General features: G+C 64.4%; 11 protein-coding genes. 6 read left to right on the top strand and 5 right to left on the bottom strand.

Going from position 1 to position 14,884, the window contains the following annotated elements; genetic code table 11:
• Positions 1-111: 111 nt before the first annotated feature.
• Complete coding sequence (locus BGN91_RS14175; RefSeq protein WP_292614182.1) at positions 112-1,536, bottom strand: FAD-binding oxidoreductase; 1,425 nt, start codon at positions 1,534-1,536, stop codon at positions 112-114.
• Between the two features lie 178 nt (positions 1,537-1,714).
• On the opposite strand from BGN91_RS14175, the gene BGN91_RS14180 reads away from it, so the two are divergent.
• Complete coding sequence (locus BGN91_RS14180) at positions 1,715-2,251, top strand: histidine phosphatase family protein (protein WP_292614184.1); 537 nt, start codon at positions 1,715-1,717, stop codon at positions 2,249-2,251.
• Positions 2,252-2,274: 23 nt separating this feature from the next.
• On the opposite strand, the gene BGN91_RS14185 is transcribed toward BGN91_RS14180, so the two are convergent.
• Complete coding sequence (locus BGN91_RS14185; RefSeq protein ID WP_292614224.1) at positions 2,275-2,868, bottom strand: hypothetical protein; 594 nt, start codon at positions 2,866-2,868, stop codon at positions 2,275-2,277.
• 65 nt (positions 2,869-2,933) lie between these two features.
• On the opposite strand from BGN91_RS14185, the gene BGN91_RS14190 reads away from it, so the two are divergent.
• The 3 genes from BGN91_RS14190 (at position 2,934) to BGN91_RS14200 (ending at position 7,174) form a co-directional block, all read left to right on the top strand.
• Positions 2,934-3,368: a hypothetical protein gene (locus BGN91_RS14190; RefSeq protein ID WP_292614186.1), complete on the top strand. Its 435-nt coding sequence runs from the start codon at positions 2,934-2,936 to the stop codon at positions 3,366-3,368.
• A 516-nt stretch (positions 3,369-3,884) separates the two neighbouring features.
• Positions 3,885-4,997 (top strand): YbhN family protein, encoded by a 1,113-nt coding sequence (locus BGN91_RS14195; protein WP_292614187.1) that lies wholly within the window; start codon positions 3,885-3,887, stop codon positions 4,995-4,997.
• Positions 4,998-5,140: 143 nt separating this feature from the next.
• Positions 5,141-7,174: a hypothetical protein gene (locus BGN91_RS14200; protein WP_292614189.1), complete on the top strand. Its 2,034-nt coding sequence runs from the start codon at positions 5,141-5,143 to the stop codon at positions 7,172-7,174.
• A gap of 230 nt (positions 7,175-7,404) precedes the next feature.
• On the opposite strand, the gene BGN91_RS14205 is transcribed toward BGN91_RS14200, so the two are convergent.
• The 3 genes from BGN91_RS14205 to BGN91_RS14215 form a co-directional block, all read right to left on the bottom strand.
• Positions 7,405-8,433, bottom strand: a complete 1,029-nt coding sequence (locus BGN91_RS14205) for an NAD(P)/FAD-dependent oxidoreductase (RefSeq protein ID WP_292614191.1) — start codon at positions 8,431-8,433, stop codon at positions 7,405-7,407.
• A 74-nt stretch (positions 8,434-8,507) separates the two neighbouring features.
• On the bottom strand, positions 8,508-8,828 hold the full coding sequence (locus BGN91_RS14210) for a 2Fe-2S iron-sulfur cluster-binding protein (protein WP_292614193.1): 321 nt from the start codon (positions 8,826-8,828) through the stop codon (positions 8,508-8,510).
• Positions 8,829-8,953: 125 nt separating this feature from the next.
• Positions 8,954-9,331 (bottom strand): Hpt domain-containing protein, encoded by a 378-nt coding sequence (locus BGN91_RS14215; protein WP_292614195.1) that lies wholly within the window; start codon positions 9,329-9,331, stop codon positions 8,954-8,956.
• 243 nt (positions 9,332-9,574) lie between these two features.
• On the opposite strand from BGN91_RS14215, the gene BGN91_RS14220 reads away from it, so the two are divergent.
• A complete protein-coding gene (locus BGN91_RS14220) occupies positions 9,575-9,712 on the top strand; it encodes a hypothetical protein (RefSeq protein ID WP_292614197.1) in 138 nt (45 codons plus the stop codon).
• A 1-nt stretch (position 9,713) separates the two neighbouring features.
• Complete coding sequence (locus BGN91_RS14225; RefSeq protein WP_292614199.1) at positions 9,714-14,684, top strand: methyl-accepting chemotaxis protein; 4,971 nt, start codon at positions 9,714-9,716, stop codon at positions 14,682-14,684.
• The last annotated feature ends 200 nt before the right edge of the window (positions 14,685-14,884 follow it).

Here is a 14,884-nt window from a genome sequence, read left to right on the forward strand (position 1 = left end):
CAGCCTGCCCTGAGGTTACCCTGATCTTGCGGAGCTCCGCTCACTTTGTCGCGATAGATTTTGCTGAAGGATGCATATCCGCTCAACCCTACGCCTGCGGAGACCGAAGGGTCAGGCGCCCTCCTGGTCCGGCGGCGCGCGGCGAGCGGCGGAGCGCGGCGGCCGCGTTCCCGCCAGACGGTTGGCCTCGGCGAACCTGGCCTCGCGCGCCCGCGCCCGGATGCGCGCCTGTTCGCGATAGCGCGCCAGCGTGCCGGCGGCGGCTGAACGCGCCTGCTCCGCCAGGCCGATGGCGTAGCCGGCGGCGCGGCCGGTCGTTCCGCCGGCCCACACCAGTTCGAACGGCGAAAACAGCCGCCAGCGGTCGTCGCCTTCCAGCATGCCGCCGGCGATCAGTTGGCCGGCCATCGCCGAGGTGTTCAGTCCCTGCCGCCCGAATCCGCTCGCGACCCACAATCCGGGCGACAGCCGGCCGATCTGCGGCATGCCGTGCACGGTCTGCCCGATCGCGCCGGAAAACATCGTCGCGATCTCGACCGCACCGAGTTGCGGAAAGATCGTGCGGATTCGCCTGCGGATCGCCGCGGCCTGGCCCTCGGATCGGGCATCCCAGGTGGTTTCCGGGCTGGCCCATATCAGCCTGTCGCCGCCGACGATGCGGAAATGGTCGATGCCGTCGGTGTCGATGACGGAGCCATGAAACGTCACCGCCTCGGCAAGCCGCTCGCCCAGCGGCGCGGTGACGGCGGCATGACGCCAAACCGGCACCAGCGTATCGGACAGCCGCTGCATCGCCTTGCCGAGATGGATGTTGCCGGCAAGCACGACGTGAGATGCCCGCAGCCGCGCTCGCGGCGTCACGATACGCTTCCGAATCCCGAACGGATCGATGCCCACCACCGGCGTGTCCTCGAAGATGCGCGCGCCGGCGTTGCGCGCAAGCTCCGCGAGACCATGGACGTATTTGCGTCCGTCGATCTGGAAAGCGCGCGGATAATGCACCGCATGAAAATACCGGCCGGTGCGCAGGGTGTCGCGGACGCGGTCGACCTGCCATCCCTCCGCCTCGGTCGCGAAATCCTCGGACAGCATTTGCAAGCGGCTGATCAGCCGGTCGCCAGCGTCGACATTGGAGACTTCCAGGACACCTTCGGTCAGTCCAAGGCCGGAAATGACGTGTTCGGCGGCATGGGCCCGAACATAGTCGGCGCCCGCTCGCGACAACGACCAGAGTTCGCATGCGTCGTCAAAACCCACGCGCGCGATCAGATCGGAAAGCGGAAGCGCAAAGCCCGGCATCACCGTGCCGAGATGATGGCCAGAGGCGCTCCAGCCGGCCTGGCGTCCTTCGAGAACGACGACATTCGCGCCTGCCCGCGCCGCCTCCAGCGCCACGGTAAGACCGGCGAGACCTGCCCCCACCACGCAAATCTCGACGTCGAGATCGACGGTCAGACCGGCGCGTTGCGGCGCAGCAGCGGCGGCGGACGCCGTATCGCCGGGACCATCGGCCGCACCTGTGCTCTCCGAAGTCATCGCGTTTCCTTGCGGAGTTCTGGATTTGACATTCGCGTCCGGTGACTTTGCGGCGAAGCGGGCCCCCTCCACTACCTCCGTCGCCTTGTCCGGCGCAAGGTTGTGGATTAAGCCGCAAGAATCGGAACCTGTATCCCGCGTTCCGGGTCATGCTTCAACGCTGAACCGAGACTGCGTCATGCGCCGCCTGCTGCTGCTTCGACACGCCAAGACCGAAAGCGATGCCCCGAGCGGCAGTGACCGGGATCGCCCGCTCGCCGCGCGGGGGCGCAAGGATGCCGCCGAACTCGGCGCATGGCTCGCCGGACAGCAGCCTCTCCTGCCCGATCTGGCGTTCGTTTCGACCGCCGTGCGGGCGCGCGCGACCTGGGACATCATCCAGAAACAGATGTCGGACGAGGTGCCTCAAGAGCTTGCTTCACATCTGCCGGAGCTTTACGGCGCCCAGCCGACGCAACTATTGGCGCTCATTCGTTCCGCTGCCGCGCGGAATTCCAAGCGATTGATGATCGTCGGACACAATCCCGGCCTGCACGAATTCGCGCTCGGGTTGATCGGTGGCGGCGACGCAGCCGGGCGCGCGGCGTTGACCCGCAACCTGCCGACATCGGGACTTGTGGTGATCGATTTTCCCATCGAGAGGTGGGATGGCATCGCGTTCGGAGGCGGACAACTCGCACAATTCGTCAGCCCGAAACTGCTGAAAGAGGCTTAGTACAGAACGCTCGCGAGCGCCGCTCATGGCAGCAAATCCTGCGGCAGCGCATCGAAGGTGTAGACGCGCGGCCGGTTGCGACGCATGAAGCCGCCGATCTGCCAGCCGAACAACGCCGACAGTCCGGCGATGAACAACGCACCCGCCCATTCGCCGGTGACCAGAGCCCGCCCCAGCAGAGCGGCCATCGATACAACCAGCAATGCCAGTACGCCCGCGCCGGCAAAATAAAGCGCGGGATTGAGGCCGGCAACGAGCGAAGCGTGACCGCCATGCTCGGCCAGCCGCCGGTGCAGTTCGACGATAAAGGCGCGGTAGTCGTTGTCCTGTGCGGCCATCAGCGCCAGCGTCTGCCAGGTGGTGGACATCGCCACGATACGGCCGCCGTCGCGATGCTCGATGTCGGCGCGGAATCGCCGCGATTGCATCGACATCGGCCGGTACGACATCCGCACCACGGCGACGTCCGCATAACGCCATGTCCCCGATCGGCGGCCAACCTGCCAGGATATCCCATCGTCCTCGAGCGCGAACCGATGCGCCGACCCGATCAGCGACGCCCTGTAGGCGTAGCTGAGACCTGTCTGCGCAATCTCTGGCGGCGGCACGATCGCGATCCTTCGTTCAATTTCCCGCCTACAATTTCTTGCTCGCGGCGCGGGTTCTATCCTACAAATCCTTTATGGCTGAAACGGCTTATTTTCCGCGCCACTTGATTCTCGGCGGCGCGATCGTATCCGGCATATTGCTCGCGCTTGCGGTACACATGCTCGCCGCGCAGATCGGCCTCGACCTCGGCGGCCTCTGGCGCGCCGATTCAAAGGATTTCATGCCGGCGGGCGCCGCGATCGCATGGTGGCTGGTGGCAACGGCCGGTTTCTCCGGCAGCTATTTTATCGCGACGCTGATGCACAGCGCGCCGTCCGGCCGCATTCAGCAACGGTTGCGGCAGTTTCTGATCGCCATTGCCGTGTTGTTCCTGGCGGGTGCGGGACAGGCCGCCTCGGCGCCGAGCGCAGTGCCGACGCTCGCAAGCCTCATAACCGGGCTCGCCGTGCTCGGCCTTGGCGCGGCGATGGCTTTCTGCGGCGCGTATTTCGCGCTACGCAAGACATGACGCGCAGAAACTTCACGGATTGTGTCCGGCGCAACAAGCTAATGTCATGCAACCCATGCATCAATACGGCGGACCTTGTATGTCTCCGGAACAAGGTTCAAATCGGCCATGGAACCGGCGAGGTTTTATGCGTATATGCTCACGATAATCATTTGCTGGCACTCCGCAGCAAGTGCATGTCCTGATGATTTCGATCGTGAAGGCGCATGGACCGCCTTCGAACCATGACCAAGCCTCGTTAGGCCAACCCGCCGTTTTGCCTTATGGATTTTTCGCGTATGAGTAACCGAGCAGCCGCTTGCCATCCCTCTCCCCAATCGGCTCGAAACGTGTCGTGATTTTAGGTTTCGACGGTTCGGACGTTCGCTTCATCGTCGAGCGAACCGCAAACCGCTCCGGAACGATGGGGTTACCGAGAATGACGAGGTGCCTGGTGTCGCTGGATTTCCAAGTTCGCATGAGGGGTTTTCGCAAGGACAAGCGAACTTCGAATTCGGGGCGTCAGCGGGAGGACGAATGCATCGGCTGCTGACCGCGCTTCAGCGCGGCTTCAAGGAACGGATCGGCTGGAAACGGCTTGGCGTTGTTGCAAGCATCGTCATCATCGCTTTCGCGATTGCGACTCTCATCCGCACCCTCAAGGGCGTCGACACCGGCGCCATCCTGATCGCGCTGACCGATAAGTCGCCGCATGAGATCGCCATGGCTGCGCTTTGCGTGGTCGGCGCATTCTGTACGCTGACATTCTACGATTTCTTCGCGCTGCGGACGATCGGCAAGGATCACATCCCCTACCGCGTCGCCGCGCTTTCGGCGTTCACGAGCTACACGATCGGCCACAACATCGGCGCCACCGTCTTCACCGGCGGCGCGATCCGCTTCCGCATCTATTCGGATCACGGGCTCAATGCGCTGGACGTCGCCAAGGTCTGCTTCATCTCCGGGCTGACGTTCTGGCTCGGCAACCTGTTCGTGCTCGGGATCGGCATGGCCTGGCATCCATCTGCCGCGAGCGCGATGGACCTGCTGCCCCCCTCCATCAACCGCCTGATCGCGCTCGGCTGCCTCGCCGGCATCGTGATCTACCTGATCTGGATCATCACCGGCCGCAACCGCCGCGAGCTTGGGCAGAACGGCTGGAAAGTCGTGATGCCGTCGGCGCCGCTGACCTTCGTGCAGATCCTGATCGGCGTCGTCGATCTGGGCTTCTGTGCTTCGGCGATGTACCTGCTGATGCCCGCGCAGCCGCCGATCGATTTCGTCTCGGTATCGGTCGTCTTCATCCTGGCAACCCTGCTCGGCTTTGCCAGCCACGCCCCCGGAAGCCTGGGCGTGTTCGACGCGGCGATGCTGGTGGCCCTGCCGCAGTTCGGCAAGGAGGAGTTGCTGGCTACGCTCCTCGTTTACCGCATGCTGTATTTCATGATTCCCTTCGCCCTCGCGATCACCATCATGGGTGCGCGCGAGCTTTGGCTCAACGTCGTGCAGCCCTGGCAACGGCGCCGCTTGATCAATGGCAACGGCGGCGACAGCACCGTCAGCCACGATAGCGACAGCCGCTGCGACACTGTTCCGGACAGCACGGCAGCGCCGCCGCCCGCGGTCAAGACACGGGTCTCGCAGGACTGATCCCGCCGCTGCATGAATCTGCCAGCCGCAACGCCGCTCCCGGCCGTGACCGGCCATCTTTCACCCGTCACATTCGCTTCATCCACCACCACCATCGACGGACCTCTCTTATTTCCGCCAAAACTATCGCGTCAAAACCCTCCATGGCTCGCACTTCCGTCTCCTCCCTCGTCCGGATTGTCCTGATTTCGCTCGGCGTGCTCGCCGCACAGCAGGCAATCGCGCAGTCCGCGCCCGATGAGCCCGACCCATACCGTCCGTCCGCATCGATCCAGAGCCAGCCTGCCAGCGGAATGGAGATTTCGTGGGAGGTCCGCAACCGTTTCCGGCTGTTCCGCGAGGAGCGTGACTTCCAGATCCACGTTGCCACCGAACGCAACCAGAGCATTCTCGCAGCCGAGCAGGCGCTTGAATTGCAAAGCGACGGCCGCGGCTGGGCCCGCAACGCCGTCAATCGTCTTTGCATCGACCTCGGCGGCCATGTCAGCGAGCCCTGCACCCGGGACAAGATCAAGGAAGGCTATCTGACGCCGACGGAACATCCGGTCACCGTGCGTCTGACCGGCGCGATCCCGGTCGGTGCGGTATGCGCCTGGTCGTTCGACGACGGCGACGGCCCGCGCACCACGACGCAGGACTGCGCCGAGCCGATCGATTTCCGCGCCCGCTACGGCCGCGCCACCAACGCCACGGTCGATGTCACGAGCGGCAGCGACGCACCGCAGCGCCTGATGACCCAGATCAAGGTGCGCGACATCCTCATCGCCGGTCTCGGCGATTCCATCGCCTCGGGCGAAGGCAATCCGGACCGCGCCATTGCGCTGTCGGACGAGGGCTTCTGCTTCCGCTCCTATCTCGGCGGCGCGGCGGACGAGTATTACCGGCCGAGCCGCGCCGGATACAAGGGTGGCCGTGCCTGCGGCACCGCCGGCTCGCTCCAGACCTGGCAGCACTACGGCGCGCTATGGCTGAACGCGGCCTGCCATCGCTCGCTCTACAGCTACCAGACCCGCACCGCGCTTGCGCTCGCGGTGCGGTATCCGCACATCGCGGTGACCTACCTGCCGCTCGCCTGCACCGGCGCCAGCATTCCCGACGGGCTGCTCGGTTCGCAGCGGGCGCGCGAATGCCTGTCCTCGGCCAAGTGTCAGGGCACCGTCAGCGGCCAGGTCGCCGAACTGCGTGACGCGCTTGCGGCAGCGAAGCGCCGGCAGCCCGACCGCAAGCTCGATCTCCTGCTACTGACCATCGGCGCCAACGATATCAACTTCTCCGGCCTGGTATCCGACGTCATCGTCGACGCGCCGACCGAGCGCGCGCTGTTCAAGCGCGGCGGACTGATCGAATCGGTCGACGATTCCCGGTCGAGCCTGGTGCGCGACCTGCCGCAGTCCTTCGGCAAGCTGCGCGCCGCATTGAAGCCGCTGGTGGGCAACGACCTGTCGCGTGTGGTGTTCGTGTCCTACGCCAACCCGGCGCTGGCCAACGGCGGCGCACCCTGTACCGGCGGCAAGGCCGGCTTCGATGTGCATCCGTCGTTCAACGCCGATCCGCGGCGGCTCGCCGAAGTCACAAGCTATGTCCAGAACGAATTTCTGCCGCGGCTGAAGGCGATCGCGCTCTGCCAATCCGGCGTGATCTGCCGCGATCCCGACAGCGACCGGATGACGTTCGTCGCAGCGCATCAGGCGGCGTTCGCCGATCACGGATTTTGCGCGCGCTCCGGCAACGATCCCGAATTCGATCGCGCCTGTTTCTCGGCCAGGGGCGACAGCTTCGTCAGCGATATCGTGGTGGCGCCGCAACAGCCGATGACCTGCGGGCAGCCGGCGGGCGACTTCCGCGCCTATCTGCCGCGCGCGCGCTGGATCCGCGACGCCAACGACAGCTACTTCACGGCGATGACCTATCCGCAGGCGCTGCCCTCATCGATGCAGCCGTCCGACATCCATGACGCGACATGGGGCCTGCTCTCGGCAGTCTACGGCGGCGCGATCCACCCGACAGCGGAGGGCCATGCCGCAATGGCGGACGCGGCGCTGCCAGCGGTCGAGGCCGAACTGCATCTCAATGCAGCGGATGGCAGCGAGGTAACGGGCGAACCGCTGGCGCCGCTTGCGCTGCCCCCCGCGCCGATGACTCCGGCCCCGCCTGCGCCGATGCAGCCGCAGCAATAACGGCATCCGAGCGCCGGACTGCCAGCCGCAGATTTTAGAGCATGATCCCGAAAAGCGGAAACCGGTTTTCGGAAAAGATCATGCTCAAACAAAAGGACAAGCGACGAGTCTGATTCAACTCAGTTGAAGCAGACTCTAGAATATTGGGAAACGGATGATCACCGGGTCCAAGCCCGGTGACGACACTCAATTCGCGGCGCTGAAAACAATGCCGCACACCTCAGCCAGCCTCAATTCACCCCGAGCTTCTTCTGCAGGCTCGACGACGAAGTGGTGTACTGGAACACCAGCCGCTTGTCAGGATAGACGTAGCGATGCGCCTTCTGCGCCATCAGCGCGCCCTCATGGAAGCCGGAGAGGATCAGTTTCAGCTTGCCGGGATAGGTATTGATGTCGCCGATCGCGAAGATGCCGGGCACGTTGGTCTCGAACGACGCGGTCTCCACCGGGATCAGGTTGTTCTCAAGCTGAAGCCCCCAGTTCGCGACCGGCCCGAGTTTCATCGTCAGTCCGAAGAACGGCAGCATGGTATCGCAACTGATCGTCGACATCGCGTTGTCGCTGCCCTTCACCTGCGCGGCGGAGAGTTTGCCGTCCGCGCCTTCCAGCGCCGTGACCTGACCGATCTTCAGATCCATCTTGCCGTCGGCGACCAGCTTGCGCATCTGCTCGACGCTGTGGGGCGCCGCGCGAAAATCGTCGCGGCGATGCAGAAGCGTGATCCGCTTCGCCAGTGGATGCAGGTTGAGCGTCCAGTCCAGCGCGGAGTCGCCGCCGCCGACGATCAGGATCTCCCTGTCGCGGAACTGCTCCATCTTGCGCACCGCATAGAACACGGAGGTGTTTTCATAGGCCTCGATGCCGGGCACCGGCGGCCGCTTCGGCTGGAACGAGCCGCCGCCCGCCGAGACCACGACGACCTTGCACTCGAACACCTTGCCGGCATCGGTGGTGACGCGGAATCCGGGATCGCCGATCTTCTCGATGCTTTCCACCATCTCGTTGAGGTGGAATGTCGGGTCGAACGGCTTGATCTGCTCGAGCAGCGCCTCGGTGAGACCCTGGCCGGTCACCAGCGGAATGCCCGGAATGTCGTAGATCGGCTTTTCCGGATAAAGCTCGGCGCACTGCCCGCCGATCTTGTCGAGGATGTCGACAAGATGCACCTTCATATCGAGCAGCCCCAGTTCGAATACGGCAAACAGTCCGCAGGGACCCGCACCAATAATCAGCACATCCGTCTTGATCGCTTCGCTCATGTCAAAAATCTTTTCCGTTGAAATCGTCAGGCCGCACCATGCGGTGCCGGCCGCGTCCCGCTGATGGGAGGTGTCTACGCCTGCCGTTCCGGTACCGTGACCACCAGCCCGTCGAGTTCGTCGCTTACCTTGATCTGGCACGACAGCCTCGAATTCGGCCGCACATCATAGCCGAAGTCGAGCATGTCCTCCTCCATCGGAGTCGGCTTGCCGACCTTCTCGGTCCAGGCTTCGTCGACATAGACGTGACAGGTGGCGCAGGCGCAGGCGCCGCCGCATTCGGCCTCGATGCCCGGAACGGCGTTGCGAATCGCCGCCTCCATGACGGTTGCGCCGTTCTCGACGTCAACAGTACGGGTTTCGCCGGAATGGTCGACAAAGTTGATCTTGGTCATGGGTGCAGTGCTGCCGAACGTAGATCTCATGAGGGACGGTTCGGCTGTCCTATAACGAAACGATCCGGCCAGCGCCAGCGTTCGGCGCAAAAAGGCGGGCTATTCGTCAGAGATCGCCGGCCATATCAGGAGCGGCGCAGGATTGCGTCGATCGCTTCACCGGCCTGGCTGATGGCATGATCCAGCGCCGTCCGCGGCCCCGCCGCATCAGTGCCGTTGCGCAGGGCGGTCTCCAGATCGGCGGCGGCGGCCGCGACATGAACCGCGCCGACCGCCCGCGCCGAGCCCTTCAGCTTATGGACAAGGGCCGCCGCATCCGGCGGAAGCTGCGCCAGAGCGGCTGCCAGCGACGCAGCCTGACCCGCGAACATCGCCAAAACCTCGCGTTCGAGGCCGCCGTCGCCGAGCGTCATGCGGCGGAGATGGTCGAAATCGATCGGGCCATCGTCTGGAACCAGTGGCGGCGACGGCATCCAGGCGACCTGCTCGAGGGAATATGGCATGCTGCGATCCGGGGTCCGCTGCAAAGGGGGGATGGTTGCCGCGTGACCTTCCCGCAAGCCAATCACGGAACTGGTTAACGGAACGTTTCGCGTACGAACCGCGAGGTAGCCGCCGCGGCCGGCGGAATCCGCTGCCCGCTCAATAATTTCGAACAACTCGAAGCGGTTAGCTCAGCCGGCCGTTAACGATGATTAAGATTGTATTAATCACGCCCATTTCATTCGAGACGCCAAGCCAATAGGATGTTGGAAGAAGTGACCGACAAGACGGGCGATGGCGACGGCCACGCCCGGAAAACCGGCTTGGGGCTCGGGGTCGGCGACCGGGACTGCGGCGGCGACGCGAACTTGCGGGTTGCTAAACACGAGGGCGTGGACTGACATGGCGAACAATCCCAAGAAGGTCAAAGATCCGACGGAAGTCGCTCTTTCCGCCATTCAGGAGGCGCTGAACGTCGGCGAGGCCTCCGCGGGCAGTCCGGACCAGGGCCGCCCGGACGTCGCGCCGCCGTTCTCCCCCGCGGCAGGGCATGGCGAGGATGGGTTTGACGTCCGCGGCACCGCCGACCGGCCCTCATTCGATACCTCCGAGACACCGGTCTTCACGCGGCGTCCCGCCAACGACGATCGCGAAACGATCGGACAGATTCTTCAAGCTATCCAGAACAACCGCCCGGCCCGAAATATTTATACGCTCGCCTCGCTTTTCGCTGGCGTCTGGATTCTCGGCGCCGGCTTTCTGACCATCAGCTTCCTGCCCTCGCTGCAGGCCGCAATGGGTCAGGGCAGCGGCGGCACGCTTGCCCTCACCGGCCTGATCGCCCTGTTTTTCGCCCCCGTTCTGCTGTTCTATTTCTTGGCGAGCCTGGCCTGGCGCGGACAGGAACTGCGCATGATCGCGCAGTCGATGGCGCAGGTAGCGATCCGGTTTTCCGAACCGGAGGGGCTGGCCAGCGACTCGGTGGTGACGGTCGGCCAGGCGATCCGGCGTGAAGTCGCCGCGATGGGCGATGGCGTCGAACGCGCCATCGCGCGCGCCGGCGAACTGGAAGCCCTGGTCGCCAACGAGGTCGCCGCGCTGGAACGAGCCTATTCCGACAACGAGGTTCGGATTCGGGCATTGCTTCAGGATATCGCGCTCCAGCGCGACAATCTCGTCGGCCAGGCCGAGCAGGTTCGCAGCGCCATCTCGGGTGTCCAGATCGACCTGCGACACGACATCGCACTGATCAGCGATGCCATCGCCTCGCGCGTCGACGAGGTCGCAAAAGGCATCACCGGTGCGCTGGAAGAGCGCGGCGAGCACATCACGACGGCGCTCAGCAACGCCGGCGACAATATGATCCTCGCTCTCGGCGAACGTGGCGGCGACCTGCTCGACCGGCTCGAGGAAGCCAGCGCCGAGACCGCGCGCGCCGTGCTCGATGCGAGCGAGCGCCTGACCAGCAGCCTCAACTTCAAGACCGGTCACGTCCACGACGAGTTCGCCGATCTGGCCGACCGCGTCCATGAGATGCTCAACGAGCGGGTCGACCGGATTACGAACGAATTCGAGCAGAAGTCGGCCTCCATCGTCGAAGGCATTTCCGACCGCACCGAACAGGTCCACGACTCGCTGAAGAATTCCAGCGACTCCTTGCTGGTGGAACTCGAGCTTCGCGGCGCCGACCTCGCCAGCAAGATCGACGATGCCGGCAACCGGCTGGCAACCCGGATTCTTTCATCCGGCGACAAGGCCGGCGAAGCGCTCGACGTCACGGTCAATACGCTGGTCGCCAAGGTCGCCACTCAGACCGAAACCGCGCACGATACGCTCAGCCTCCAGATGAGCGCGTTCGATCAGCTCATGAAGGACCAGGGCAGCGAGCTTGCGGAAAAGTTCGCACGCGACAGCGGTACGCTCGGCGCGCTCATAACCCGCCACATCTCTGAATTCGACCGTACCGTGAAGACGTTCGGCGGCGAGATCGTCGATCGCCTCGGCCAGCGCACCGAAGATATTGCCCGGAGCATGAAGGCCTATGTCGATACCTTCGATTCGCGCCTGGCGTCCAATGGCGGCGAGATCAGCGCCGCGCTGGATCAGCGTCTGCTGCAGTTCGAAACCACACTCCAGTCGGGCGTCAGCAATCTCGACGCTTCGTTCGATGCCAAAATCAAGTCCTTCGACGAGTCCGTCAACGGCCGCCTCGCCGTGCTCGAACAAGCCTTCGACTCGCGCGCGAAGTCGGTCACGGCGACGATCGAGAACCGGCTTGTCACCCTCACCTCGTCGCTGTCCGACGGCGCCGCTCATGCGATCGGCTCGATCGAGAGCCGCCTCGCCCACTTCGCAACCTCGCTGAGCGACGGCGCAACTGAGGCCGTTGCGGCGCTCGAAGGGCGCATCTCGGGAGTGACCGAAACCATCGACGATCGCAGCGCGATGCTTGCGAACACGATCACGGCGCGATTCCAGGAAATTCACCAGGGTCTCGACGAGCGCGTCGGCCTCGTCGCGACCACGATCGAAACGCGCGTCGCCCAGTTCGAAGACCTGCTTGGATCGCGGGTCGAAGCCGTGGCCGGCCGCTTTGAATCCAGCGGACGGCAGGCCAGCGAGGCTCTGCTGGTGCGCGCCGAGGAGCTGTCGCACGGCATCAAGTCCCATGTCGACGACGCGGAGCGCTCGCTGACCAATCTGGTGGTCAATACCAGCGAAACCATTCAGACCGGCGCGCGTGCCGCCCAGCAATCCCTGCTTTCGGTTTCGACCGAAGTGGGCGCCCAGTTGCAATTGACCTCGACCGAAGTGGAGCGCGCACTGACCTCGGCCGGAACCGCCGCCGCCAACTCCATCGTCAACAGCGCCCGCGATGCGCAGACGACGCTGATCAACTCGTCGGCCGAAACGGCGAGCCGGGTCAAATCCCTGTCGGCGGAAATCGAGCAGGCGCTGTCGGCCGCCGGCACCAACACGGCGGACGTCGTTCTCGCCGGCGCGCGCGCGGCGCAGACCACGCTGGTCTCCGCTTCCTCGGATGCCGCGACGCACGTCAAATCGCTCGCGAGCGACATCGAGCGGACGATGACGGCGGTCGGCACCAACACGGCCGCCGCCATTCTGGGCAGCGCACGCGAGGCCCAGACCACGCTCACCACCGCCTCGGCCGATGCGGTCGGTCACGTCAAATCGCTGGCGAGCGACGTCGAGCGGACATTGACTGCGGTTGGCGCCGACTCCGCCGCCGCCATTCTCGGCAGCGCACGCGAGGCCCAGACCACGCTCACCACCGCCTCCGCCGACTCCGCCAGCCAGATCAAGGCGATCTCTCTGGATATCGAGCGCTCCCTCCACGCGGCGGCGGCGAATACCACGGAGATCATTCAGGCGAGCGCGCAGAATGCGCAGGCCGCCCTCGTCTCCGCGTCGAATGAAGTCAGCACCAAGGTCAAGTCGGTATCGACCGACGCCGAGCGCCTGATCTTTGCCGCCAGCGGCAGCTTCAGCACGACGATCACGGGTAAAACCGACGAAGTCGTCAACTATGTCCAGCAGCAGACCGACCGTCTCTCGCAGATGATCGACAGCAAGCGGGGAGCTCTGGTCGAAGCTCTCGGCGGCAAGGCCGATCAGCTCAACTCCGATATCAGCCGCGTCACCGCCGATGCCCTCAAGTCGATCGAGGTCAAGGGCCAGGCATTCTCGCAATCGATCGCTGCGAACGGCTCCGACGTCGTCCGCACCATCACCAACGCGGGTGAGCTGGCGACAAGCGCGGTCACCAAGTCGATGAAGGATCTCGAGCAGGCGTCCCGCTCGGCCATCGAGCAGTCGCGGCAGGCGTCCATCACGGCCGTCACCGACATGCAGGAGACCAGCAAGATCCTCCGCACCGATACCGTCGCGCTGTTCGAGCGGTTGCGAGAAGGCAACATCCTTCTTCAGGAGGTCCTCACCGGCGCGCACGAAAATCTCAATTCGCTGGAGCGTGCGCTCGTCACGCGCGTCGCCGATTTCGTATCGACCATGAAGGATGTCACCTCGCAAAACGGTCTCGCGACGCAGACGCTCGAAGATCAATTGGCGGTGTTCAACGCCAAGGCTTCCAAGGCCCTTGACGACTTGAGCACGCTGTCCAACCAGTTCGAGACGCATGGCCACATTCTGGTCGAAGCTGCGGCGCGGGTCGAGCAGAGCAACCAAAGCGCCGCATTGTCGGTCGAGGAACGCAAGTCCGTGCTTGAATCGCTCGTGACGACGATTGACTTGCGGACGACCGACTTCGATCAGCGTTTGACGCGGTTTACGAGCCTGCTTGATGAATCGCTTGCCGCCGCCGAAGAGCGCGCGCGCGATATCGCACGGGTGGTGGCCGAGACCGCCGGCGTCGGATCGGCGGCGATCAGCCGCCAGTTCGAAGCCGTTCGCACGACGGCCGAGGAAGAACGCCGCCTGACCTCCGAATCCATGAGCGAGATTTGCCAGCAGGCGACGGAGGAAGCCGACGCCATGCTCCGACGGTCCGCCGACAAGTTCGCGGCCCTGGTTCAGGACATGAAGCAGATGACCGCGGAGATGCACACGGAACTCGAAGCAACGCGCAACGAGCTTCGTCGCGGCGTGCTCGAGATGCCGCAGGAAGCGGCCGAGAGCACCTCCCAGATGCGCAAGGTGATCGTCGATCAGATCGAAGCGCTCGCCGAGCTCAACCGGATCGTCGCCCGCCATGGTCATGGGTTCGACGTTGTCAGCAACGGACGATCGGCTTCGCAGCGCGAGGAAGAACCGGTGGCGGCGGCGGCCAGCAGCCGCGCCACGACGACGACACGCTCCGCGTCTCGCATGCGTGACAGCGGCAGCGCGTCGAACCTACCGCCGCCCGACCTCGGCGCTCCGTCATCCCGCCGCACGGACACGCCTCCCCCCGGCCCCGCGAACGAAGACCACGGGGGCGACGACTGGCTCTCGGATCTCCTGAACCGAGCCGACACCGGCAACGACCGGCGTGGGCGACCCGCGCAGCAGGCTGCCGCGAACCCGCTGGATTCGCTGTCGCTCGATATCGGCCGCCTGATGGATCGCAACCTTGCCGGGGAGATGTGGGACCGCTACCAGCGCGGCGAACGCAAGGCCTTCAGCAAACGTCTCTATACGCCCGCCGGCCAAAAGACGTTCGACGAGGTCGCCCGCAAATACCGGACCGACCGCACGTTCAAACAGACGGCCGATCGCTACATCGCCGAATTCGAGCGCCTTCTGGACGAAGTCGCGCGCGACGAGCGCGAGCCCAGCGCGATCCGGGACCATCTGATGTCGGAGACCGGGCTGGTCTATACGTTGCTCGCCCATGCGGCGGGACGGCTCGGATAAGGCCCAGCTTTATCGGTTTCGTAGCGGTACCGCGGTCGACGATCCGAAGATCGCGCGTGACGAGTCTGTTTCAACTGCGTTGAATCAGACTCGTCGCTTATCTTTGTGTTTAAGCCCGATCCTTCCCGAAGACCGGTTCCCCTTTTCAGGACCATGCTCTAGTGTGGTGGTTCAGAAATTCGCTTCATTTCTCTGCAAGC

It is taken from the genome of Nitrobacter sp. 62-13 (assembly GCF_001896955.1).
GTDB lineage: Bacteria > Pseudomonadota > Alphaproteobacteria > Rhizobiales > Xanthobacteraceae > Nitrobacter.